Genomic DNA, 25011 nt, shown 5'->3' on the forward strand with positions numbered 1-25011 from the left:
TTCTAACTGACTGTCAGCGTTGTTAACATATTGAAATTACATACTTCCAAAGGATGTGTATTTCTACTTAATCCCCACAGCTCAAACAATATGCCGTTATAGCGAACATAACTATGCAGCGTTTCACCATCACTCAATACGTCGTTATTCTTAACTTTAATTATATATTGCTGATAAAGCTGATCTAGTATTGCAGCAGCTTTATTGTGATCATTAATCACTAAATTAATAATCTCCGTCATAGCAAAATTTTCTTGATCTAATAACTGATGTCCATATTTATTTCTTTTATTTACATCTAGAGGAATATAAGCAATTTTCTTTACATGTGTAGGACTGCTACGAACTTGAAGAAAACCGTTAAGAGCACTAAGTCTAAAACTGGATCTGTCTTCATCTTTACGTTCTGTTTGCTCCCATAAGGGAGAGGCTTTAAATCTTCCGATAAATAGATCTTTAGGTACGACATTAATAGGGGTCTCTCTGCGCACTCCTGTATCAGGTAGTTCCGGTGGATTATCATATTCGGGTGGTTCATAGCATATTACTGGTTTGTTATTATTAACAGGTTCATTTATCATTGCCTGTTTATCATCTTGTAGTAGTGCTGGCTCACTAGCCATGACTTTTGAAGTACTTAAGCTTGTACAGCTTGCTAATGAGAGTGACATTGCTATAAAAATAAATTTAACCACGAAACACACCTAATTAATTGTCAAGCCTGTCAAAAGAGTTAAGTTGCACTCTTTAATAGGATGATTGGTTCTGTTTATTCCCCAAATCTCGAACAATATACCGTTATAGCGAACATAGCTATGCAATGTTTCCCCATCACTCAATACGTCATTATTTTCAACTTTAACTAAATATTGCTGATAGAGCTGGTCTAGTATTTCAGCAGCTTTATCGTGATCATCAATGACTATATTGGCAATTTCTGTCATAGCAAACTTTTCTTGATCCAATAGCTGATGTCCGTATTTATTTCTTTGTTTTGCGCTTAAAGGCGAATAAGAAATTTTATTTATCTGCTTTGGGGTAGGGCCATCGCCACTGGTTTGAAGAAACCCGTTTATATCATTTAATGAAAAATCACTTTTGAAAAGGTTGGCGCGGCTTACTTTTTCCCATAAAGGAGAGGCTTCTAATCTTTTGATAAATAGCTCTTTTGATACGACATTAATAGGATTCTCTCTTAATACTCCAGTATCCAGTGGTATAGGTTGATTATCGTAGCCTGTCGGCTCATAGCATATTACTGATTTATCTGACTTTACAGGTTCATTTATCATTGCCTGTTTATCATCTTGTAGTAGTGCTGGCTCACTAGCTATGACTTTTGAAGTACTTAAGCTTGTACAACTTGCTAATGACAATGACATTGCTATAAAAATAAGTTTAACCACGAAATACACCTAATTAATTGTCAAGCCTGTTAAAAGGGTTAAGTTTATCTGTACGGATTTGAGGGCAGGGGTCAAACCTTTTATTATTCAAGCTGATATAAATAATCAGTAGTAACTGGAGTATCCAGACGTTCTCCTTTCATATTTATCAAAAACGTTTCATTATCTTTGATAACCTGAGCTTCTCCATCTCTGAATCTATCAGCGTCATCATATATAAATGGAATAATGACTTCTCCTTTTTTATTAATAAATCCCCATTTGTTATTTAGCTTAACATTCGCTAAGCCTTCATGAAAATCATAGCCTTCATCGTATTGACAATCAATCACTTCTACAAATTGCTTATTAATAAAGCCGCGTTTACCATTCCTTTGAACTGAGGCAAACCCTTCATTGAACATATCTATATTTTCATACTCAAAAGGCAGAAGAACTTCACCTTTTGTATTTATGAGTCCCCATTTATTATTTAATTGGACTTTAGCTAATCCGTCATGAATTTGAGAGGAGCGTTCATATAAAAAATCTACAATGACGTTTCCTTGACGGTCTATATAGCCCATTTTGCCATTTTTTTGCACTCTAGAATAACCACCCAAAAATTCTCCTGCAAATGAGTACTCAGGTGCAATGACAACTTTTCCATGGTACTTATAGCCCCACTTACCTTCAGATTCAAAAGGTCTGAAATCATAATCATCTATTATGGATGGATCCGATGGGGATTTATATAGGTAGATTGACTCATCGTTTGGTGCTCTCTCATGGCTATTTTTTTCTACACTTAAAACTTAGTTTGGGTCCAATGAATGATTAATATCCAGTTTTGCATCATCCATTGCGCAACCAAAGAAAATAAGCATTGAGGCTAATAAGAACAAATTTTTCATAATAAATTATCCACAGTTACAACGTCCTTTGTTATGTAAAAAATACAACTAATGAATTGTTAGGTTACTCAACATATCAAACCTACAGTGCTCAAGTTCATGAGTAGTATTTCGCCCCCACAGTTCAAAGAGCAAACCATTAAAGAGAACATAAGAAAAATAGATATCAGTATCTTTTAACTTCATATCGTTTTTAACTTTTTCACTGTAGTCACTATATAACGCATTTAATATCTCTTCTGATTTTTCGCGGTTATCTAGAACTAGGTTTATGGTTTCAAGCATACCAAATCTATCAAGTTCTATTAGCTCATGACCATACTGTTTTCTGGCGTATACATTATTAAAATAATAAGAAATACTATTAAGTTTATTTTTACCTATTATATTTAATAATTTTATCTGAGCATTTATTTCTCCTAACTCAATGTTTTCAGTATAATAATAGTTATTACTTGTTAGCTGAGTATATAATGGTGAGTTCTCAAATCGTTATAAAAATAAATCTTTATCCATCACTTCTATAAAGTTGTCTCTTTGTACACCAGTATTAATGATTTGTCTATTTTTTTAGCATAGCGACTGCCTTTATATTCTACACAAGGTGCTAGGTTTGTTAAATTAGGAGGGTCTAAATAAATATCTCTATAAGCATCAAATTTTGAGTCAAATACTGGTGCTATTGGTTGTGCTTTGCCTTGAATGGATAGGATCAATAAAATAACAGTGCTGACTAATTGAAGATGTTTTATATACATAACAAAGCCTACTGTTTGATTTGATTACTGATATTGATATACACTTCTATTACTATCTAATCTTTAGATTTATATAGAGATAAATCTGTTCTGTTATCAAACTCACATGATGTCAAATCTACCATCGCGTATTTTGATTGTTTTTGTTGCACAGTGCAGCCTTTATACTTAGTAATTTTAGGGCTGCTTATGAGCTCTTGAAAAAACACTTCAGGGTTATCTGCCCCGCTTATATCTAATATTTTGTATATGATATCTTCATCGAGTTTATTAAACGGGTCATGTGGTTGATACTTCCCAGCTAAGGTAAACCTCTTCACAAAATATTTATTATTAACTTTATCCAATGAGTAATCTAAGATAGTGCCATCGTTATATTGAATGACAACAAAAAAGCCATATGCCGTTTCGTCAAACTGTTTACTATTTATTTGGTTTAAATTATAGTCTTTGTGGAATAATTTTTTAGTTTTTTTTACATTTTCGTCAGGCAAAAAAAATGGTTCATGAACTTGCTTTGCGGGGGTTTTAGTGATGAAAGGAGTTGGGTCTGTTGTATTGAAACCCTGTTGTATTTGGGGTTCAGTCTTAGATGTTGATATGTTCTCAGCGCTATTCTGCTCATCCAGTATTACAGTAGGTTCGATCACTTTACCTGAATCTAGAGTGAGTGAGTCAGAAGAGGTGGCGTCACAGGCAGCAAATAATGTAGTAATTACTAGAGTAAATGTTAGTTTCATTACCTTCATATAGATCTCTTGTAGTCTGTGTATATTGAGTCTTAGTCACTTTGTGGTCATCGACATGACGTTCCAGTCCCGTTGCCAGTTGTGTTAAGGGCTCAGCCAGATGTTGACCACCTAATGCTGTTTGGGTGAGAGTTGGGGTGTGCTGTTGATAGTTGTGCTGTCCAGATTGCGCATGGGTTTGCGGCTGGGTTGTGAAACAATAATAAAAAAACTACCCGAAGGTGGCTTAAGTAAAATAATAAAAGACTAACCTTGCTCACCATCAAATTGCCAAATCACTTCACCCCAGTTGTTGTTTGGATAGTCTGGCATGAGCTGGCGTTTCTTAAGATAGGCTCAGTTATGTTTTTTGGTAGGTGTAAACCAGTATGCTGATTTGGCTAGGCATTATTTTATAAAATAGTCTTAGGTTTGTATTCAACTTCAGACTATTTCATATACTCCCAAAAATCAGGACTCTCGTAATTTTTATCGATAGTATAGCCCTGTTCTTGTAAATTAAGTTCTTGCTTCGAACGATCGTTTAAAGCCAGTTTAATAGTATCTTCATAGGCTTTTTTCAATGCTGCTCCTTCGAGTTTAGATCCACCTTCTATAAGATTAACGCCAATATATCCAGCAGTATTGAAAGAATATCTGAGTAGATACTGCTCTTGTCCGAACTCGTTAGCTTTCGTCTTTTTAAGAGTAATATTCATTATAATGCCATCAAGATATAAATTGTAATCTAGCCTTTGGTCTGGGTTGCTGTTAAATAAGTCAGACCACTCTTCATAGCTCAGAATATAATTAGGATCTGTGACTTCATTGGATCGCTTTATAGACCTAAGGTTATTTTGCTTTGAAACACGAGGTGCATAGGGAGCGTAATACTGCTGCCAACCTTTTTGATTAATTTGAGTCAATAATTCTTTATAGGCTGAGTAAGCTTCTTTTGGTTCCACAAATTCTGCTTTGTTTAAGCCTGAGTCCATATCAATACCGCTGACACCACTACTTTTTTGACTGCCTAATACAGAAAACACATTTTCTAATGTTAAAGTATGCTCCTCATGAGCAATATTTACTGTGCCTAGATTAGGAGGCGTCCAAAACAAATCAAAAAAGCTCATACCTGCAGGTTGGACGTCTACATTACCACCAGTATAAGTATTAAAGTCTTCGACTCCTTGCTGACCAAAGTGAAGAGTGACATTTTGTGGTGTGGGCATAGATTTATTCTCTTGTTGTGTGTATTGAAATAAGATAAAAACAATCGCCACGATAACCGCTAATACGACTGCTTTGAAGGATAGTAATCGCATTATCTTTTTCCTTCATTACTACTAGGGAGTATCCAACCGGTTTCTTTACTATTGCCCCAAGTCGCAATGACTCTAAGCTCAGAGATTAAAAAATTTCTACCATCAGTATCAAGCATTAATTTATGATATTTTTTAGCTACATTATTTATCCAGACCATGCGGCTATCATAATTTTCTAGTATCGTTCCCTTTGGAGGTGCGCTCCATGGGTCTTCACGTAGAGATTTAGCGTCTCCTCCTAATCCTCCTCTTCCAGTTCCTCTTCTTCTTTTTTTTAGTGTACTAATATCATAATCGCTTGATAATGCTAGTGTTTGATCAATAGAAACCTTGCTCAAAAACCAACCGCGTTGATCTTTAACATTTGCTTGAAGAGACGCATCCTCCCATGCAATTTTTTGTAATATATTTTTTTGTTCTTGTACTGCAACATATAGGATATGATCCAAAAGATCTGTTTGAGCAGCTTGAAACTTAGAACTTAAGGTAGATTTTGCTTTAAATTTAGATTCAATACTAGGTAGCAGGCCAAAGGCAGAGTTGATCTCTGATGTTACTCGTAGGTAGTTGATATCTGATAAGCAAGAAGACCATGGCATATTATTTATTGATGTTCGAAGGTCTACAAAATTTTGAGTATTACGTTGTCCTTTACACTTTTTAAATGAGTCAGGAGAAGCGCTCCACAGATAATGCCAAACTGATATATCCATAAAAAGCCATAAATTACCTTTTGCAAAGGCATTTAAGGCGTCATCTGAGTTTAGCATACCGGTAAGATAAGCAACTTCACTTCTAAAAGCGCTAAAGACCATAGCTACTGTTTTAGAAGCAAAAGCTCCTAGTCCCATCCAATAATAGCGCCCTAATAAAGTAGGGTCACCTCCGGCCTCTGTTTCTAGGAATATTTTGGCATAGACAGAAGCAATACGTCTAGCTCGAGCCTCATATCCTGGCTCTAGCTTATAATTATTAGCTGAATCAAAATTAGATACTCTTTTCATAGCCTCTTGCTGATATATCTGTAAAAACTGAATACAGTTACATTGAGCTGGTCTACAGCTACCCACATTAGAGTTGGTTTTACTTTTCCAGTCCAAAGAGTCTTTACCAGACATTGTTTTCCCTTTTTATAAAAGCTTGTATTTATATTTGTACATTTTATGATTTATTTTCTGTACTCGTAAAAGTAGACCAAACTAATTTTACTTTTAGCTCGTCCTCTTTATCCCCTGAATCTATACGCGGCGTTTTGCCATCACCATCTGATTTTGATTTAATGTTGACAGTTTTACTAGTTAATCGATATTCTAGTTCAGTTAACGGCTTACCTGTAGGATCTAAAAACTGAATCTGCTCATCAAAAAACTCTTTTTCCATCAGTTTATCGAAAGGTAGACGTGATAAGTAATTACCATCCATCCCGCCGCCATCACGACTATGCTTACCAGCCTTCTCCGTAAACTGCATCGCCGCAATCGTAATATCACCGCCATCTAGCGTGATACTCGCACCGCCCGCCGTCAGCGTAATCTTATTCGTTGCCACTATCTCAACTTCCTTGGTCGAGGATGACATATTCACATCTTGCTTCGCTGTCGCTTCAAGCTTTCCTGTATGAGCAGACAGCATGATATTGTCCTTGCTATTTGTCATACTGAACTGACCATCAGCGACCATTGTCAAAGACTCACTACTGACCTGATGATGACCATCACCACTACTAACCATCATATCTTGCTGAGTGGTCGTTACCATCTCACCCATCGATCGTTGAATCAGCGTATCGTCACTGACATAGCTCGTATCAGCAGCGCTATCGATCAGCGTGTAGGGCGCTTGTTGATGGGTTTTGGTTTGCTGATCCTCTGCGATACTTTCTAACTGAGTTTTAATCGCTTTGTGGTCATTGACCTGACGTCCCAGTCCTGTGGCCAGTTGTGTTAAGCGCTCAGCCAGATGTTGACCACCCAATGCTGTTTGGGTGAGAGTCGGGGTGTGCTGTTGATAGTTGTGCTGTCCAGATTGCGCATGGGTTTGCGGCTGGGTTGAGAAGACCAAAGCTTCACCAGACTTGATATTGATTTGAGCGTTAGTATTGGCATTGATACCTTGGCGTTTACTACTGGCGCCATCACTTTCAGCATTGATAATTCCCATCTTGAGCGTGGCAGCCACTTGACCATCATCGACGTTCAGCTGTGAGTACGCTTGCTCCGTTCTATGATCAGTGATCCACTCTGATAAACCGTTGCCCGTGTTGCGATAGCCGCTCTCGACTGCTTGTTCATTGTCCGTGGCAAATAGGCTAGGGCGCGTGCTGGATAATAAGCTACCAGTATTGATTAAGTGCTCACCATCACCGATAGACTGCATCAGGGTCTGGTCGTCAGTTCTATGAGTGAAGTGACTGCCATAGTTGGCACCTGCTTGGGCTTCTAATCGATTGATAGGTTGGGCAGGACTGTCAAGCAGATAGCTTTTGGTCGGGGTCATGTGATTGCGACTGTCGGTATCGCTTTGAGCGTCTGTGATACCGGTCATTGGCGGTAGCACGCGTTTGCTATATAAGCCACCCACCCACGGTGTATCTGTGGTAATCAGACGCAGCTGGGTCAAGTGAATACCTGACTCTAGTGTTGAGGCATGACGCTCATGGTGGCGACGACTGATGGTCAGCCCTGTCACATGTGCCAGACTGTTACGTGCCAAGTGAACGATATGAGTGGCGCGATAGTGCTGATTGAGATGGTTGTGATCGACCAGTATAAAGGTATCGGCAACATTCAAATCAGTGGCATGAGCAAGTGCATGATAGACGCTATGATGGCTTTGATGACTGTTTGCTACGACAGTCGCTTCATCGATGTTCTCGGTATCTGTCACTGGCGCAAATGCGGCAGGGGTGTCTAGTGTGAGTGATTGGCTATTTGCTTGATTGTCCTCGTCAGCGCTATTTTCCTCAGTGCTGGTGTTTATGGTAACGTCAGCGGACTGAGTGGGATGTGCGACACTGGCACTATTAAAACGCTGCATCGTCACGTAGCTTGGTTGAGTGATGATTTGCTCACTCAATGCCAATACTGGCGCATGTACGCGGTCGTGTAATACTTGCTGGTAGCGTATCGCGCCAATGTTTGCGCTGATGCCATCGCTATCGCTTGGAGAAGCTGTGGTGATAATGAGCTTTGGTGGGGAGTGTGCGTCCGTTTGCTCGTGTCGCAGATAAGCTGTCAGTCCTTGGCGTGCAAGCCGCTCACAAATATGCGTCCAATCACTGATTTGCCATTGGGTCATGCGTGCAGGTGTCCAGCTAGCGTCTTCACTACTGCTATCATCGACGGTCTCTATCTCTAAGGGTGCAGTGCGTTCTGCCACCATTGATTGTACTGATAAGTCAGTATCTATATGACAGCGTGGATGCTGATGCAGGCGATAAGTAATGGGCTGTGCGAGCAGACGATAATAGCCGTAGCTGCCATCGTGATCCAGTTGATGTACGGCAGTCAGGTATAAATGGCGGTAGTGTAGGCTGCTCGGGGTATCGAAGCTCAAGGTAAGCGGAGTGCCGATTAAGTAGGTGAGCGATGTAAAAGGCGGATGGTGACGTTCATGAATATAGACATGAAGCAGGTAAGTGTCGATACCGTGCTGCTGATATTGCTCATTCCCATTGGGGTTTAGCTGGGCAACGATATCATCTTCAGAAGATGCTTGAATCAGCTTATTCTGCCACGCTTTATGGTCATTGATGTCTTGACGAGCACTCGCATAGGGAGCTTGTGTACTGCCTTCACTGGCATAGAGCCTGTCAGGATGCATGGGGAGTACAGTATTGGTCAAGCGTAACATAGTTATGTCCCTATTCTTTGCGCAATGGCATCATGTTTTTTGAGTGCTGGCATCAAAACATAAGTGCTTGTCTGCCATTGTCATGCATACAGCCGTGTTATTCGGCGAGGGTAAATTCGATACGGCGATTACGAGTACGCCCCTCTTCATTGTCATTACTGGCGATGGGGTCTGCGTCCCCTTTACCCGTAGTGCTGAGACGTGCTGCACTGATATTTCGACCGATGAGGTATTGCTTGACCGCTTCTGCACGCTTATTTGATAACACCAAGTTCGAACTTGGGTTGCCGACATTATCCGTATGTCCAGTGATGGTCACGGGCTTATCACCGACCCGCTGTAACACGCCTGCCATATCATCCAAAATACCAAGCCCCATGGGGGTTAGTGTGGTGCTACCTGACTCAAACTCAACGATACGATTGCCTAATGTGTCGTCGAGGAGACGTTGCTCCCCCTCTACGACGACCAGTTGATTGTCCAGTTGATAGAGATCCGTTAGGCGGGTATGAATGCGATTTTGAATTGCTTGTTTTTGTTCTACGCTGCTTACTTTGCCATGTAAGCTAATGGTCGTACCATGGATATCGATACGGCCTTGGCTAATATTAGAGATGTCGCTATCGATAATAGCAGTGGCTATCTGTTGCCAATTGGTCGGTATACTAATGTTCGAGCGCACTTCGATTTCGTCTCTGACCGTTTTATTAGGATATTGTGCTTTTAGTTTTTCGAGCAATTGTTGCTTGTCTGAGCTGGTAGCGACCACACCTTTGATGACGACTGGTACGTTGCGTGATAGACCATCATCTTGAGCTGCAAAGACAACCGCACTGAGAGGAAATATCATCGCGGACACTAATAACAGTTTTTTGGAGTGACCAGTGAGCTTAGATGGTAATATTTTGGAGAGGACTTTCATTGAAGTGCCTTTTAATCTTTATATTATTGAGCAGTTATTAAATACAGAGGCCTGATATACAGGGTCATCAGCTAATCATGAATTATCATTGTGCCAAAAATGTTTTTTTAAACAATTGCCTAGTATCATACAGGTAGAGACTGTCTTGTAACAAGACTTTATTGAAGCGGGTCAGCCCGATATCTTCTTCAATATATCCTTGTGTCCAGTCACTATCAGCGATGACAACCCAGCCTTCAGGGTAGCTGTCCTCACTCTCCGATATCTGACTGAGTATATGTCCGTCAGGTTTCGTAAAGCTCAGTAGCAGACGATAGCAATTAGAGGCACGGTAGAGATAGGTGTTCAGATAGAGCTGATGTGGTTGATAAAACCCACTGATCAAATCATGCCAAAAAGTAGCCATATGTATCGAGGCAGCTCTATCGGAAGTGAGTGGCCAACAGATGGCTTTGTTCAGACCATGAAAGCCTTTCGTGAATGTCGGTAAAAATAATAATCCAGTCGCGATAATTTGCTGTATCAATTGCGACTTGTCGATGTTCATCAATATGGCGATATCGTGTAGAGTCGTGGTATTGATAAAATCGTAATAGTGCGTACTGGCATTATTATCAATCGTGAGCTGGCTATGGCCGAGGTACTCCATCAAGTCAGAATTATCTGTTTTAGACTTGGCCATGCTTATAATTTCGTAAGTCTCATTCCAAATGCTAGCAGACTTAATGGGCAAATAATTCATCCAGCTTTTAGGTTTGTCGATATGTAGGACACCAAAGCCTATCAGCGGATAGTTTCTATCACTACTGTCATGACTGGGAATCAGGACGCCAGTGATAATTTCATTGGTTCTGGTATCCACATGACTAAAGTTTAAAAAAGCCGTTTGATTGGTCGTCGTCCTGTCTACTAATCGGTCACTGAATAGTGTTTCCGAGCTTACTAGGGCTTTACTGACCCATTCGTCAATCGCGTTAGTCTCTGAGATATGAGCACGTGCCCGCACAAAGTCTCCGCGTGCAGGCAGCTTGCCAAAATATACTAAAGGTAAAAGCTCAGGAGTCATGGAGTTTGCTCCTGAGTTTCTGCTTCGGCTGAGTCATTATCTGTAGAGGTGTTAGTCGCAACAGGGGTATCAGCTTGCGCATTGCCAGTTTCATTAGCATTAGTAGTAGGCGTCAAGTTTAAGATGTTGGATGGCGTCGTAGGAGTTGTATTATTCTGCCCACCGCTTGGCGTTGTCACGTTAGTTGTCGAACCATTGGTAGGCGTACTATTATTGGCAGCATTGCTATCAGCAATAGGGGCTGCCGTACGTGTGACCCCAAGAGCGATAATCTCATCGGGTAATTTCATACCATTGAATGGATTGGTAGAGCGACCCTGAGTAGCATTGCTGCTATTACCACTGATGATTCTAAAACGTACAGAGATAGTTATGCCGTCACCTGACCATGCCATCTCAAAGATATCGTCGCCAAGTTCAGTACGTTTTGCACTATTGATGAGGCGTTCTACACCGAAGCTACCAGCTTCTTCAAAGACGGTAAAGTCTCTGCCATCATAGTCCTTAGCTCGAATGCTAGCACCAGGTTGGCTGCTTGGGTTCGGCCATACAAAGGTCGTCCAAGCTTGGGTACCCATGCGATAGCGTAGTTGCTGACCATCAACCACAATCGTATACTCGGTCAGGCCGCTGACAGGTAGTGGCATGATTTGGAAAGTAGTTTGATTGGTAGAGCCACCATTGCCAGCGGCACCTGTCGTTCCAGCAGTATTGCTACCCGTATAGTTAGTAAAGTAACGACCAAAATCAGCGACAAATTTTGGGTTAAGGCCTAGGCCTGCACCATTCCAAATCTTACTAGAGATTTGGTCACCACGGCGAATGATAAAGGGCGACAACGTCTCGTTGACGAATTTTGCCACATAGCCGTCTTCACCAAAGAACTGACCAATCTCTGCGGGTGTTGCCTCTAAATTTGCATTGGCAGTAAATGGATATTTCTTTTCTAAATTATCGAGGAAAGGCTTACGTACTTGTGCTTTCCAGACTTTATTAATCTCCGCTTTAGTGGGAGTCAATAACATATTAAATGAGCGGGTTAGTGGCTCACTTAATAACGGTCGAACGAGTTGTTTGATTTCAGAGTTGGCTTGGCTCAGTATCTGCTCATCCAAAATCTGTAGAGATTTGGTCAACTCTGAACCGTCAGGGCTGAGAGTCTGCGAAGCAAATAACAGAGCATCAGGACCGATATCATCACTACGAGCGATATTATTAAAGCGCGTTCTAACATCACCTAAACTTGCCAAATAATTGTCTAATAGCGACAAGTCTTGATTGTCTTCTCTTGGTGTTACCAAGGCATGTATAGAGGAGAATTCTTGAGCAATTACCCCTGACGGTGCTTGTGCTGTAGGGGTCGCTGTGTCACTGGTACTACCATTGTTGCCTAGCGCTGCTTCTGCCTGTCGCAGCTCAGCAGGGCTTTGACGTAGTATGGTCTGCTTGAACCAATTGACAAATGAGCGTCGAGATTGGCCACCATTGGCTGCCGCTGGATTGGCCGCTTGGTTATCCCATTGTGTCTGACGATCGACGGTTTCAAACAGTGTCTTTAATGGTGACTCTGTGGGGTTAGACAGCTGATTCAACAGCACAGCATGGTCATCGAATCCTTTGCTATCACGAACATATACTTGCGATAAAAACCGTTTCCACTCGCTGATATACTCCTGCTTGTAGCGGTTGACCAAGTATTGTCGAATTTGTTCAGGACTGCCTGTCAATGTAAGATCATTCTGGCTGCTGGTTGCTAGCACCCAGTCATCTGCTACCACTCTAGTAGTGGCGGCTTTGTCTATTTCATCACTGACGAAAGAGTCCCATGCTTGCTTGGTAAAAGTACCTGAAATCACATAGCTGCCCAGTAGCGCTTCACTGTTGGTGTCTTGCGTAATTTGGGCAACGGTAACCGATGGGAAGCGGGCAGAGGAGCGCATCTTAATTTCAGAGTAGACACGATCACGAGCAGGTTGACCTTTGCTGACTTTCGATAGATTGGTACGTGTTTTGTCTACCAAACCCAAATCATTTTGGATGAGTGGAAAGGCAGGGTCATCGGCATGAGACAGTGTGAAACTCAAGATACGCTCAGCTTGGCGAATCATTTTGTCACGTGGCATATCTGCACGATTGGCTTCAAGCCAGTTACGCCAAAATCGTGTCATCTGATCACTCAAGTGACTGGTCTCTAAGTTGTCATGATTGCCAAGCATGAGGTAGGCTTTGAGGGCATTGTAAGCATCTTCAACATCCGTAGGATCTGACTGAATATAGGCATCATTAGTCGCGGCTTCAGCGGCATCGTCAGTGGTTGAGTCCTCTGTACGCACTTCTAGCTGGTCAGTATTGGTGTTCACCTCGGTCAAAAACTGTTCTATGTTTTGTTTGGTGGGTGCCAAGACGATAATGCTGATACCGTTGTAATACTCTGCTAGCAGTTTGTCTTTGAGTTTGTCACCTTGATACAGACCAAATCTCAAAGATAGCGGCTTGTCTTCTTCATAACCCTCAAGTTGCTCTATTCTGCTTTGTAAGATATTAAGCGACTCAAGCTGAGACTGTAGGTCGCCATTAGCGTTCTTTTGTAGCGCTGCGACTTGTTGTAAGTCAGCCACGACGCGTTCAGTGAGCTGTTTGTTGTTGGCATAAGACCATGTCCATAGACCAGCTGCCGCGCACAGCGTTACGACAGCTGCTAAGGTTGCAATCGCACGGTGACTGCGTCTATTACGGTTTTTGTGCTGCTTGACCAAATGCTTGTCTTTTAAAATAACTTTTGAAAATAGGTCTTGTAAAAAATAAGGCTTGTCTGCGGCTTCTTGCTGAGCATTGAGCGGGATAGCAGGTGGACGCAAGTCGTAATTCTGCATCATTTGCAGCGTCATTTGACTGCTAACTTGTCCCTCTTGCAATGCGCTCGTAAAGTAAAACCCGCGAAGGATAGGCTTAAACTGGAAAGGGTTGTCCTCAAACAGAGCATGCATCAGTGTTCGTATCATTGGGCGTAATGACTGAAACTCCATAGGAAATGTCATCAAGCTAGGGGATACGGTCCGCTGATGGCGCAAAGACAGTTTCGTCGTGCTCAAATCCTTTAGACCATTTACCAATATGCCAAAATGCTCTTCGAATACATCGGTCATGTTGATGTTATCTGGATCTTCAGGGTAGGGGATGGTCGCACCCCATACTTGATTACGCTCCTCTTGCTCATAGTCATTAAAGAAGTCACGGAAGCCTGAAATTAAATCCATCTTGGTAAAGACAACGTAAACCGGCGCATAGACTTCTAGCTGCTCAGTCAAATCTTGGACACGGCTGCGTAAGTTTTTAGCCAAATCCAATGCATAGTTTGGATCATTTTTGGTCAATTCAGCGATACTGACAGCGATGATAATGCCGTTAATTGGTGCTTTAGGACGGTTCTTTTTGAGTAGGCTTAAAAACGACAGCCATTCTGAGCGATCTTCTTCATAAACAGAATAGCGCCCTGCAGTATCAAGTAAGATGCCTTCAGTTGAAAAGAACCAATCACAGTTACGTGTACCGCCGACCCCTTTGACAGACAGCTTATTAGTTTGCTCCATAAATGGGAATTTTAAGCCAGAGTGCAGTACGGCTGAGCTTTTACCTGCTGCTGGATTACCAATGACCATATACCAAGGCAATTCATATAATGCTGCTTTGCCCGTTTGATCACCAATTTTTGATTTGCGGATGGTTTTGATCGCATCTTGCATTTGCTGACGTAGCGCTTGTACTTCTTGGGTGTTTTCATCTTTTACTGTAGGAGTACCATTTTCACTGGCACTCTCACTACCATTATCTTCTACCAAATTTGCCAGATCATCTGAGGCTTTTTTGCGCTTTTTCCACAGATAGTAGGCAAGCGCTCCTAACACCGTAAAGGTGATTAGGACGCCAATAATAATGAAAAAGGTTTTGATAGGGACGTAGTCGTATAGCAAGACTAAGGCGACTATGATACCCAAGGCTAATAGCACTCTTGGGTTATAGATAAGATGAAAAAACCTTGAAAACATGCGTGCTACCTAGTGTGATCTTAAGATAATAAAATGAGTATTTTCAATAATAAAGCGTCACCAAAAGCTATGATTCAGACTGCTGAGAGGCATCTGCTAACCAAAGCATGGTGCAATGCTTATGTTGGGTAATCAAAAATACGCTGTCTGACTCTTGTTGGTCATTTTCGACTAAGTCTACGAATAGCGATAAGCTAATAAATGGCTTTAACCAGTGATTCAATGGCATATAATGCCCTAAATGACGTTCGTTTACTAGAGCGCCTTGCGCTATAAATGCGTCAAGAAAATTCATGTATACCGACATGTCATAAGGTTGGTTTGATGGATTAATGTCTGATATGGCCGTAATGCTGAGGTTTGATAGTGCAACATTAGTTTTGGAATCAGCATCATCTGCTTTTGTTGTCGGTTTGTTGACAGTATTTAGTGCTGCCGTATTGGTCGGTGATAGTGACAGCGTATTATCGATTAATAATTTTTGGATCGTCGTTAGATGATTAAGGTAGCGGCGGTTATTACTTAGGCGATTAGAGGTATGACCTTCCTTATCTCTATCGTTGGCTTTTGGGGTATCTATCTCAGTTAATAGAATATGGGTACTGGTATCTATATTCAGTAAATCCTGAGCCGCTTTATTAAAAAATACCAGCAGAGCGCCAGCCTCAGTAGGAATGACATTGGCCGTTTGATTGGAATACAGTTGAGAGTCCAACCACTCCTCACTAATCTGCGAATCTGCAATGAGCATCAAGCAAATGTCAGGGACAGCTGATTGCGACAAGGAGATGATATGTCTATTGATAAACTCGGCAGGACTGGCCGTTGTTGCCTCGCTTACTCTGTCATTTGTTGCATCGGTATCGTCAGTCGCGATAGTCGTAAAAGAGAGTGCGGTTTCAGGGATACCGTAGGTCGCTAACTGTTCTGTTACTACTGAGATAAGAGATGCTGAGTCAGCGCTGGCAGGCAAGCACAAATAGATAGGCAAATTGGACAGACGTACAGTAGGGGCGGTCGCCATTGTCTCATCGCTATTGCCTTCTTTGGCGCTAACTAAGTAATGCTGCTGCCATTCGGGATGAATATGGGCAGCCGAGTTGGACTGCATGTTGTCTTGCTGATGATGCTGATAAAAATGTTCACCGAGTACAGACCATATCTCATCGCTCAAAGTAAGCTGCTCATGAATCAATGAGCACAAGCGCAAAGTTGTGTCATTCAATCCGGCCATACGCTCTGATCTGGATTCGTCTTCATCGGAGGTATCAATATCCCAGTCGGCGTCTTCCAAATCCTTAGATATATACTGATATGGTAGCGATGCTGCATCGGTAAGTCTGGTAATCGGTTTTACTAGTATCGGCAAGCCATCGAAATCTGTCAGCTCATCACTTAATAGTGTCAGGTCTTCGTCGTTGTCAATAACTTCAGACCAGCTGTCTCCTTCAGGCAGGCAAATACGGCTAAATATAAATACTTGATAAGTATCGGGCTGCTTGGCACTTTCTGTTTTATTTGATATGTCATCAAGGGAATCAGAGTTCTTGCTGGCTTGCTTATCTAGCTTTTTTTGCCACCATAGGAGTGCCATGATAGTACCAAGTAACAGTAAAGGAATGGCAACGAACCACAGTAATAAGCCAGATGAAGTCAGCTGTCGGGCATTGTCTTTGAAGTACATCCAAACCAAAATGAGATAAATGCCTAAAAACGCTCCTAAAATAAAGCGACTGTACGACAGTATTTTTTTTGCAGCCACTTATCTAAACTCCCTATTTGTTGGGTTGTTATTATCATTGTTACTATGTAGATAAACTTGCTAGGCAGTATTTTAGGGCATTCATAGACTACTTTCTACTATATTTGATGACTTTATTTTACTTATATGTCATTTGCTTATGGAAGGAGTGCGTAATCGATGACGGTCTACTCAAACAAAAAATATCTATAAAAATAAGGTATATAAAGGGTTGTAAGTGAGAGTTTATAAGATAATCTCAATATAAAATGACTTATAAATAAAAAAGCAAACGGAAAGATAAGAAAATTAACGTAATTAAGTCAGCTTTATTTTAAACGGTGGTCATTTGTCTATATAATACTTGCGCAATACCAATAATAAACGCCTGTTTGTTTTTGTTTTCATCGCCTTAACTGTCGTTGCTGCTTCTTTATGATTTACTGGACTGTGTCTGCATTTACTATTGTCTCTATCATCATGATTATCATGCTGTTTGATAGGCAGCTGTGCGCGCGACTGTTTAATAAAGTAGCTGTTCGTTTTCAGCGATTATTCAGATTCAAAATTAAGCGCTTAGCCGTCAAGCCACAAGCAAAACCATTCCGTTCTCGTATCCGGCAGCTGAGTAGTATGGCTTCGCGTATCGATGTCTCTCGTGTCCCGGTTATATCAGCACTGTCGGTATTGATTGTCATGGCAACCGCTGGTCTTTGCTATGCGCTGATTAACAATCATTCTCTGGCGGTATACCATGCGAAAGATACCGTACCCAGCACTACCAGCACACAAATCAGCCAATTACTGATAGGAGAGCGATTGCGTCCGCCACCAACGCCACCAGAAGAGCTATTTGATGAGCTCGATGCTGAGATTGCAAGTTATCAAGCCAGCAAAGCGGATGTGGACTATTGGCCGGATGCTCAGACGGACGTGAGTCTGATAGATAGACCGCTGATGATGCCTGAACCTGACCTGTCTAACTTAAATGCGCTAGATCATAGCACTGGCTACTCAGGTGACATGTTGGCTTCGCATTTGAGTGGTGGTCATATAAACATCAAGAATGCTGACCGTAATTGGAAAAAGATGAACTCGGAATTTGTTCAACGGCTGTTGACTGTGTATAAGGTGATGAGTGATCAGTATGGCTATGATATGGTGCTTTTAGAAGGGTATCGTAGCCCTGAAAGGCAAGGCAGACTGCTCAAAAAAGGAACGCATGTGACAAAAGCAGGCTCATATAAGAGCTATCATCAGTTTGGTTTAGCAGGTGATAGTGCCTTTATCAGAAACGGCAAGATTGTCATAACTGAAAAGGATCCTTGGGCGATGCGGGGCTACAAATTATATGGTAAAGTAGCCAAGTCTGCCGGACTTGTGTGGGGTGGTGACTGGCGAATGATGGATCTCGGGCATGTTGAGCTACGTAAAAAAGGCGTACTCGGTCGCCCAGAAATGGCAGAGATTTTGACCAGTCAATAATGATAATAATATTTCAAGGTAAATTGAAAATATGGACAGATGTATGACATTGCCGACAGCGTTAATAGCCACTGCCTGTTTGTTAAGTGGCGTGCTCACAGGATGTAGCACGGACAGATTTAGTCAATCAAATGATAAAGCCTCTGAGCTGGCTGGCGAGTCTGGTATTGGTGATAAGATAAAAGACATCATTAGCAGTGACAATGATGATTTACAGAATCTAAAAGGCCAGCTAGAGAAGCAGCAGCAACAGCTAGAGACAATGCTTGCCGAGCAGCAGGCGTTGCAGCAACAGCTAAAGCGTCAGCAGGTCACATTGACGATCAAACCATCGGCCAATGCCAATGCGGGACGCGCAAAGCAGGGTACAGCGAGTACTGCTTATATTGCGTTTTTGGAAGAAGAAAGCGAGTTCACTGACATCGAATCGCTAGCAGCGAAAGAGGTCAGTGTCGTGCCCAATCGTGAGAGTAATTTGACATTGAATATTCCACAGGATGCACGCTTTATCGCAGTAAAAGTGGGATTGAGGTATACCAAAAAGCGCTCACAGTTCCTTATTCCTATTACCAGTCTCAATTTTGATACCCCACTTACTCTGAATATTGGCGCATGCGATGTGAGTATCGTAGAAGGTATCAGCCCAGATCAGGCACCCACATTTACCACCAAACTTAAATATTATCAGCAGCCGCTTGTCAGCTGTTCGTAGGAGATTGTCTTGAGTAAACATAAAGTACTATGGGGCGAGGGGCTATTCTTACGACCTCAGCATTTTCAAATTCAAGACACCTATCATGACTCGCAGCGAGCATTGAGCATGATGCTGATGCATCCCTATGCTTATGGCGTATCGGATGTGCAGATCGACAAACAACTTTTGGAAAGCAATCTATTAAGCTTTCAGAGTATTTATGCTGTACTACCAGATGGCACGATATATCAGGCTCCTCGTACCGATACGTTGCCAAAAGCCATTACGCTAGATACTCAAGACAATGGTGATGAAGTTTTTGTATTTTTGAGCTTAGAGATTGTCCATAGTGGTGGTAGCAATATACAGACCGACCACAGTGACAACCCTGCTCGCTATGTCAGAGGTGCTGTTGAGGCGCAGGATTTGTATAGCCAAGCCGCCGAAGCCGTTATTGATGTCGTTAAGTTATCACCTAGCTTACAGCTAAGTCATTCCGTGCAAGCGCCTAGTCAAGACACTGTGTCTCTACTGGTTGCTAAGCTGGTACGTACGACCCAAGGTGTTTATCAAGTGGACGATGATTACATCGTGCCGAGCGTACATATTACGAGTAATGCTGCGCTTGTGAGTCAGGTCTATCGTTTGATGACCATGATTAATACCAAGTCTACTTCGCTGTACGATCATCATCGTCAGTCCAACAATGACTTACTAGAATTCCGCTCTTCAGATATTGCTTCTTTCTGGTTGTTACATACGCTGAATACGGCATATTCTCAGTTGAGTCATTTATATAACAACGCTAAATTACATCCCGAACGTCTCTATGAAGCGCTGCTGAATGTGGCCAGTCAGTTAGCGACTTTTAGCTCATTATATAAAGTAGGTGATTTGCCTGCTTATCATCATGATAATGCCAATGAGTCATTTGTGAGTATTATTCTGATCATTCGTGAGCTACTCAATACGGTCATTGCGAGTAACTTTATATCGATTCCATTACGTCAGAATAAGCCGTCTTACTATACTGGTGAGCTGGGCAGTGACAAGATTACACGTGGCTCACAGCTGTATCTGTCTATTAGCTCGTCGCTACCGATGCATGAGCTCATCGATATCGTACCGCGCCGCTTTAAGATTGCGACCCCCGATTCAGTAGAGAAACGAGTCTTATCCGCGCTTCCAGGCTCACCCGTGTCACACGTTACTCAAGTGCCTAGTGCGATACCTGTGAGACCTGGATTCAGCTACTTTACTATTGAGCCGGTAGGTGAGCTGTATGACGAGATGCTAAAGTCTGAATCTATCTGTATTTATGTGCCAAATGGCTTTGATGACTTAAAAATTGAACTGATGGCTATCGTACAGTAGTCTCTTTAATCGCTATTGTCGTTTTCAATTTTGAGTGCAGCTTTATATAAACAGGCAAAGTGATTCTACTTAACGACTATCTATCAATGTATTTATATACCAATGTATCTATTAGTTTATACATCAACAGTCGTTAAGGATTTCTATTCGTCAGTACTTTTCGTCAGTGCTTTTAAATTAGTATTCGCAAAATAATAAGCATTAGGAACAATCATGTCAGGGAATAATTCAACGGGTTCTGCGCCTTCGCTATTAGATTCAGGTGAGGTAGCCTCAAAAGTCTCAGCAACGGGCCTTGATAAACGTATCAGCAGCCAGTCGCTGGTTGATATCATGTATGACGGCTTTTATTTGGTATTTTTACTGCGGAATCACTATTTCAGTACAGAGCCACGCAAATTTCGTCAAAAAATATATGATTTTTTAGATAAGTTCGAGATGAATGCGCGCAAAAAAGGATTTCTGTCAGAAGATATCCATGAAGCCAAGTACGCGTATTGTGCGCTGATTGATGAAACTATCATGACATCGCAAGAGCCAGAGTTTCAAACTCTAAAAGATTCTTGGGAGCTCAATCCGTTGCAATTGGATTTGTTTGGCTCACAAGTCGCTGGTAATGAGTTCTTCGACCGTCTAGATGGATTGCGAGAGCAAGGGGAGAAGCGTCTGCCAGCCCTAGAAGTTTACCACTACGCAATGCTGCTTGGTTTTCAAGGAAAGTATCGTTTAGAAGCACCTGAAAAAATCCGCTATCTTATCTCACGACTGGGTGATGAGATTGAACATCTACGCGGTAACAAAAACGAGTTTTCACCATTTTGGGCGATTCCTGATCAGATCAAACATACGCTTACGAGCGAAACGCCATTATGGATTATTTTGGCGGTGATGGCGGTATTATTGACGGTGATATTTGCAACCATGTGGCAATTTACCAATAGTTTCTCTAACGAGCAGCTATCCGCCTATGATAATGTGATTCAAGAGAACAAAGAGCAGGCTCATATTTCGATTTTCTTACCTTAATGACAGTTATGCCGTGGTAAGTATGTAGAAGCTCTAAATTGATTCTACGAGCAGACAGCAATATAAGAAGGGCATTTGTATAGCAACTATATAAATAGTAACTATACGAATGCCTTTTTTGTGCGCATAGTATCTATTATTTGATCTGTATTGTCCGTCCTGCATATATAGATTAAGAAAATAGCAGACATAAAAAAACCCTCATCAAATTGATGAGGGTTTTGGCAAATGCCATAATCGAATTAATAATAATTCAAAAAATTTACTACTAAAATGTGGCTCTCCAACCTGGGCTCGAACCAGGGACACACGGATTAACAGTCCGTTGCTCTACCAACTGAGCTATTGGAGAATAGGTTGCAAGTATTAAATACGCTTACAACGAGCTTAGAAAGTCTCTAACGAGTTCTTGCTAAGTGGGGCGTATTCTAGCAAAGATAAAAAATACGTCAAGCTTTTTTTTGCATAATTAGTAAAAATTGTCATTTTAATGATGAGATAACGTGTTTTTCTTAATTATGCCTAAGAATCTCGCAAAAAAAAGACGCCCTATACACTCTATAGGGCGTCTTTTTTATAAAGGCACTTGTAATACTGATTGCCCATTATGATTTATTCAGCAACGTCTAAATCCGCAACTGCTTGCTCGATACGTGACAAGGCATCTTTTAATGTGGCTTCATCAGTGGCGTAAGAGATACGCATGTAACCGCCAAGACCGAATGCATCACCAGGCACGACTGCCACGCCAACCTTGTCTAACAACCATGCTGAGAACTCTGTGCATGACGACAGGCCAGCAGCTTTGATGAGCGGTACGATATTTGGATATACGTAGAATGCACCATCGGGGCGCAGGCAAGTAATACCTTTAATGGCATTTAGACCATTCACGACCAAATCACAGCGCTTCTCGAAAGCCGCTACCATTGGTTCTAGTACGCTTTGGTCGCCACTAATAGCCGCTTCGGCAGCGACTTGGCTGATAGAAGCTGGGCATGAGGTAGATTGTGATTGCACCTTTTTCATGGCACCGATTAGTTTGGCAGGCCCGCCAGCATAACCAATACGCCAACCTGTCATGGCATACGCTTTCGAGACACCGTTCAAGATGATAGCGCGGTCTTTCAGCTCAGGTGCAGCATTCAAAATATTGTAGAACTTATCACCTGTCCAGCGGATATGCTCGTACATATCATCTGAGGCTACATAGACTTGTGGATGTTTTTTCAAGACTTCAGCAATGGCTTTTAGCTCATCTAACGTATAAATCATACCCGTTGGGTTAGATGGGCTATTCAATACCAACATTTTGGTTTTATCAGTGATGGCTGCTTCTAACTGGTCGGCAGTGATTTTGAAGTCTTGCTCAGCAGGACATTTGACAATGACGGGTACGCCTTCTGCGATGATGACCATGTCAGGATAGCTGACCCAGTAAGGCGCAGGAATGATAACTTCGTCACCTGGATTGATAAAGGCTTGGGCAAGGTTAAAGAATGATTGCTTACCACCGGCCGATACTAGTATTTCGTTTGGCTCATAGCTGATGTCGTTGTCACGCTTAAACTTTTCAATAATGGCTTTTTTCAGCTCTGGCGTGCCATCAACAGCAGTGTACTTGGTAAAGCCATTATTAATGGCGTCAATCGCTGCTTTTTTGATGTGCTCTGGTGTATCAAAGTCAGGTTCGCCAGCGCCTAAGCCGATAATATCTTTGCCCGCAGCTTTCATCTCTTTGGCTTTATTGGTAATGGCCATAGTCGGTGACGGTTTGATGTTGTTGACGCGGTTAGACAATTGTATCTCGCTCATGAGGTATCCTTTTTGTATTAGAGTAGAGTGGGTGAACAGCTGATATTGATTGTATAACGTGCTCCATGCAACCAGTACATGATATTAACCCTAGTTTATCCAGCTCAAACATTTATCTCCGTTTCTAATGAGATAAGCTTTAATTTGAAAATTATAATATTTAGCGTATAAATCCGCTGAAGTATTGAATTGATGCTGCTTATAATTTTCATATCCATGTGTAGTTCCTATTATTGGAACAATATTTTCATCGCTAACGCACCCTCGCTTTATTTCGGGAGTGTAGGGACCACCACTGTAAGTGGCATAAACGTGTAAATCACCCTTCGAAATTGCTTTCAGAGCATCAGCTGTAGGATCCGCACTGTATAGATAATCCAAACTGAATGGTTGTTCTACTTCACTGCTACAAGCCACTGCTAAGCAAAAAAATAAAAGTGGTATAAGTGATCTAAATAATTGTCTCATGATAGTATTTTGATGGACTATTGATAGTTGTAGGCGTGTCGAATATGAGGTGGTTTTTTAAGCCGTTGAGACTATAAATAATACTGAATAATAAATGTGCTTTGATTGTAATATTGTAGCATCTAGGTATTTTGCTGTCCCAAGGCGCCAAGACGTATATTCAACTTAATCAACATTCAATCGATAGTTATATACATGAGCTAACAATGACTAAATTTTGCAAAATAGCTGTTTAGCAGTTCTATGTTATTCACACTATATTGTCTGCGCTGTTTTTCTCTACTAACTAACCTCTATCGAATTATCACCAATATTTTACAGAATGAAAATGACGTCTTAATAATAGGAGTTAATGTCATTATTCATAGCGTTATCATTGACTAGATAAACCGAAAAAATTTGTACTCTTATACGTATTTTAATTGCGAAGTCACAACAATAAACCTGTATCGGTACACTATAATTATTTAGATTTCTTAAATAAAATAGGCATTATCTTAATGAAATGCGATTAATGTTATATACCAAAAACAATAATAACTGAGTATTTAATATCTGGCTAAGCATTGACTTATATATTATAGAAGACATAACAAAGGAAGCTGACAATGACAAACTCTCCCAAGAAACAACACATTCTCATTACTGGTGCAACGTCAGGTATTGGCAATCAATTAGCTAAAGATTATTTGTTAGACGACCATCATGTCTATGCTGTTGGCCGTGATGATGCCGCATTGGCTGAGCTAAAATCATTGGGTGCTGAGACCATTGATTTAGACCTCATGGATCGAGACAAGGTCATTGCTGCTTTTGAGACATTGGAGCATGTTGACTTGGCGATTTGCGGTGCTGGCACGTGTGAATATCTAGATATGCCGAACTTTAATAGTGCGTCATTTATGAAAGTTATGTCAGTGAATATGGGGACATTGTCGCACGCTATTGAAGGCGTTTTGCCTAAGTTAATCGCCTCAAAAGGTCGCTTGGTTGGTATTGGTTCAGCGTCCGCTTATGTGCCTTTTGCCCGTGCTGAGGCTTATGGCAGCTCAAAGGCGGCCATTCATTACTTAATGAAGACTCTACAGATTAGCCTTGCACCGCATGATGTATCGGTCAGCTTGGTCGTGCCTGGTTTTGTCGAAACACCAATGACCAAACAAAATGATTTCCCTATGCCATTTATCCAGACACCAGCTCAGGCAAGTCAGGCCATTCGCGACGGTATAGCGAGCGGGCATGATGTGATTGAATTCCCTAAAAAGCTAACCTTGCCATTGAAAGCGCTGGGTGCATTGCCAGATCTGGTCTGGCAGCAAGTCAGTGGAAAGCTTAATAAAAAATAACTGATACTAGGGCGTGTCTTCAATTCACCCGATAGTTATCTAAATGGGCTAAAAATGGCTAAATCT

General features: G+C 41.5%; 19 protein-coding genes and 1 tRNA gene. 5 read left to right on the forward strand and 15 right to left on the reverse strand.

Annotated elements, in window-relative coordinates; translation table 11 throughout:
* Nucleotides 1-2: 2 nt before the first annotated feature.
* The 13 genes from I6E83_RS07395 to I6E83_RS07455 form a co-directional block, all read right to left on the reverse strand.
* Entirely contained in the window at nt 3-695 is a 693-nt protein-coding gene (locus tag I6E83_RS07395; protein WP_197100818.1) for a hypothetical protein, read from the reverse strand.
* 9 nt (nt 696-704) lie between these two features.
* Nucleotides 705-1406, reverse strand: coding sequence for a hypothetical protein (locus I6E83_RS07400; protein WP_197100820.1), 702 nt, complete (start codon nt 1404-1406; stop codon nt 705-707).
* A gap of 83 nt (nt 1407-1489) precedes the next feature.
* On the reverse strand, nt 1490-2149 hold the full coding sequence (locus I6E83_RS07405; protein ID WP_320158386.1) for a WG repeat-containing protein: 660 nt from the start codon (nt 2147-2149) through the stop codon (nt 1490-1492).
* 198 nt (nt 2150-2347) lie between these two features.
* Nucleotides 2348-2584: a hypothetical protein gene (locus tag I6E83_RS07410; protein ID WP_197100822.1), complete on the reverse strand. Its 237-nt coding sequence runs from the start codon at nt 2582-2584 to the stop codon at nt 2348-2350.
* Nucleotides 2585-2820: 236 nt separating this feature from the next.
* Nucleotides 2821-3057: a hypothetical protein gene (locus I6E83_RS07415; RefSeq protein ID WP_197100823.1), complete on the reverse strand. Its 237-nt coding sequence runs from the start codon at nt 3055-3057 to the stop codon at nt 2821-2823.
* Between the two features lie 56 nt (nt 3058-3113).
* On the reverse strand, nt 3114-3806 hold the full coding sequence (locus tag I6E83_RS07420; RefSeq protein ID WP_197100824.1) for a hypothetical protein: 693 nt from the start codon (nt 3804-3806) through the stop codon (nt 3114-3116).
* Nucleotides 3807-4234: 428 nt separating this feature from the next.
* A complete protein-coding gene (locus I6E83_RS07425) occupies nt 4235-5110 on the reverse strand; it encodes a hypothetical protein (protein WP_197100825.1) in 876 nt (291 codons plus the stop codon).
* Nucleotides 5110-6228 (reverse strand): DUF2515 family protein, encoded by a 1119-nt coding sequence (locus tag I6E83_RS07430; RefSeq protein WP_197100826.1) that lies wholly within the window; start codon nt 6226-6228, stop codon nt 5110-5112. Before I6E83_RS07430 ends, I6E83_RS07425 begins: the two co-directional genes overlap by 1 nt.
* A 43-nt stretch (nt 6229-6271) precedes the next feature.
* A complete protein-coding gene (locus tag I6E83_RS07435; RefSeq protein WP_197100827.1) occupies nt 6272-8962 on the reverse strand; it encodes a DUF2345 domain-containing protein in 2691 nt (896 codons plus the stop codon).
* Nucleotides 8963-9059: 97 nt separating this feature from the next.
* Nucleotides 9060-9884, reverse strand: a complete 825-nt coding sequence (locus I6E83_RS07440; protein WP_197100828.1) for an OmpA family protein — start codon at nt 9882-9884, stop codon at nt 9060-9062.
* Between the two features lie 85 nt (nt 9885-9969).
* Nucleotides 9970-10950: a type VI secretion system-associated protein TagF gene (gene tagF / locus I6E83_RS07445; protein WP_197100829.1), complete on the reverse strand. Its 981-nt coding sequence runs from the start codon at nt 10948-10950 to the stop codon at nt 9970-9972.
* Nucleotides 10947-14996, reverse strand: a complete 4050-nt coding sequence (gene tssM, locus I6E83_RS07450; protein WP_197100838.1) for a type VI secretion system membrane subunit TssM — start codon at nt 14994-14996, stop codon at nt 10947-10949. Before tssM ends, tagF begins: the two co-directional genes overlap by 4 nt.
* Before the next feature lie 67 nt (nt 14997-15063).
* Entirely contained in the window at nt 15064-16758 is a 1695-nt protein-coding gene (locus I6E83_RS07455; protein ID WP_197100840.1) for a hypothetical protein, read from the reverse strand.
* A 429-nt stretch (nt 16759-17187) separates the two neighbouring features.
* On the opposite strand from I6E83_RS07455, the gene I6E83_RS07460 reads away from it, so the two are divergent.
* From I6E83_RS07460 to icmH, 4 genes are all read left to right on the forward strand, one after another.
* Entirely contained in the window at nt 17188-18222 is a 1035-nt protein-coding gene (locus I6E83_RS07460; protein ID WP_227686624.1) for a M15 family metallopeptidase, read from the forward strand.
* A gap of 43 nt (nt 18223-18265) precedes the next feature.
* Nucleotides 18266-18934, forward strand: a complete 669-nt coding sequence (locus tag I6E83_RS07465) for a hypothetical protein (protein WP_197100842.1) — start codon at nt 18266-18268, stop codon at nt 18932-18934.
* Nucleotides 18935-18943: 9 nt separating this feature from the next.
* Nucleotides 18944-20290: a type VI secretion system baseplate subunit TssK gene (gene tssK, locus I6E83_RS07470; RefSeq protein WP_197100844.1), complete on the forward strand. Its 1347-nt coding sequence runs from the start codon at nt 18944-18946 to the stop codon at nt 20288-20290.
* A gap of 213 nt (nt 20291-20503) precedes the next feature.
* Nucleotides 20504-21316, forward strand: a complete 813-nt coding sequence (gene icmH / locus I6E83_RS07475) for a type IVB secretion system protein IcmH/DotU (protein ID WP_110922442.1) — start codon at nt 20504-20506, stop codon at nt 21314-21316.
* Nucleotides 21317-21592: 276 nt separating this feature from the next.
* Here the strand turns inward: icmH and I6E83_RS07480 are convergent.
* Together I6E83_RS07480 and I6E83_RS07485 are read right to left on the reverse strand one after the other, a co-directional pair.
* Nucleotides 21593-21668 (reverse strand) — tRNA-Asn (locus I6E83_RS07480).
* A gap of 260 nt (nt 21669-21928) precedes the next feature.
* The gene (locus tag I6E83_RS07485) at nt 21929-23131 is read right to left on the reverse strand and encodes a pyridoxal phosphate-dependent aminotransferase (protein WP_197100846.1); all 1203 of its coding nucleotides are present in this window, start codon (nt 23129-23131) and stop codon (nt 21929-21931) included.
* 1076 nt (nt 23132-24207) lie between these two features.
* Between I6E83_RS07485 and I6E83_RS07490 the strand changes: the two genes are divergently transcribed.
* Nucleotides 24208-24945: an SDR family NAD(P)-dependent oxidoreductase gene (locus I6E83_RS07490; protein ID WP_197100848.1), complete on the forward strand. Its 738-nt coding sequence runs from the start codon at nt 24208-24210 to the stop codon at nt 24943-24945.
* Nucleotides 24946-25011 lie beyond the last annotated feature (66 nt).

It is taken from the genome of Psychrobacter sp. SZ93C1 (assembly GCF_015864635.1).
Lineage (GTDB): Bacteria > Pseudomonadota > Gammaproteobacteria > Pseudomonadales > Moraxellaceae > Psychrobacter > Psychrobacter fozii.

What these genes read in the sequence shown, in the direction of transcription:
- I6E83_RS07410 (WP_197100822.1), bottom strand. Translation starts at nt 2,584, where the DNA reads ATGCTTGAAACCATAAACCTAGTTCTAGATAACCGCGAAAAATCAGAA.
- I6E83_RS07415 (WP_197100823.1), bottom strand. Translation starts at nt 3,057, where the DNA reads ATGTATATAAAACATCTTCAATTAGTCAGCACTGTTATTTTATTGATC.
- I6E83_RS07420 (WP_197100824.1), bottom strand. Translation starts at nt 3,806, where the DNA reads ATGAAGGTAATGAAACTAACATTTACTCTAGTAATTACTACATTATTT.
- I6E83_RS07425 (WP_197100825.1), bottom strand. Translation starts at nt 5,110, where the DNA reads ATGCGATTACTATCCTTCAAAGCAGTCGTATTAGCGGTTATCGTGGCG.
- I6E83_RS07430 (WP_197100826.1), bottom strand. Translation starts at nt 6,228, where the DNA reads ATGTCTGGTAAAGACTCTTTGGACTGGAAAAGTAAAACCAACTCTAAT.
- I6E83_RS07435 (WP_197100827.1), bottom strand. Translation starts at nt 8,962, where the DNA reads ATGTTACGCTTGACCAATACTGTACTCCCCATGCATCCTGACAGGCTC.
- I6E83_RS07440 (WP_197100828.1), bottom strand. Translation starts at nt 9,884, where the DNA reads ATGAAAGTCCTCTCCAAAATATTACCATCTAAGCTCACTGGTCACTCC.
- tagF (WP_197100829.1), bottom strand. Translation starts at nt 10,950, where the DNA reads ATGACTCCTGAGCTTTTACCTTTAGTATATTTTGGCAAGCTGCCTGCA.
- tssM (WP_197100838.1), bottom strand. Translation starts at nt 14,996, where the DNA reads ATGTTTTCAAGGTTTTTTCATCTTATCTATAACCCAAGAGTGCTATTA.
- I6E83_RS07465 (WP_197100842.1), top strand. Translation starts at nt 18,266, where the DNA reads ATGACATTGCCGACAGCGTTAATAGCCACTGCCTGTTTGTTAAGTGGC.
- icmH (WP_110922442.1), top strand. Translation starts at nt 20,504, where the DNA reads ATGTCAGGGAATAATTCAACGGGTTCTGCGCCTTCGCTATTAGATTCA.
- I6E83_RS07485 (WP_197100846.1), bottom strand. Translation starts at nt 23,131, where the DNA reads ATGAGCGAGATACAATTGTCTAACCGCGTCAACAACATCAAACCGTCA.
- I6E83_RS07490 (WP_197100848.1), top strand. Translation starts at nt 24,208, where the DNA reads ATGACAAACTCTCCCAAGAAACAACACATTCTCATTACTGGTGCAACG.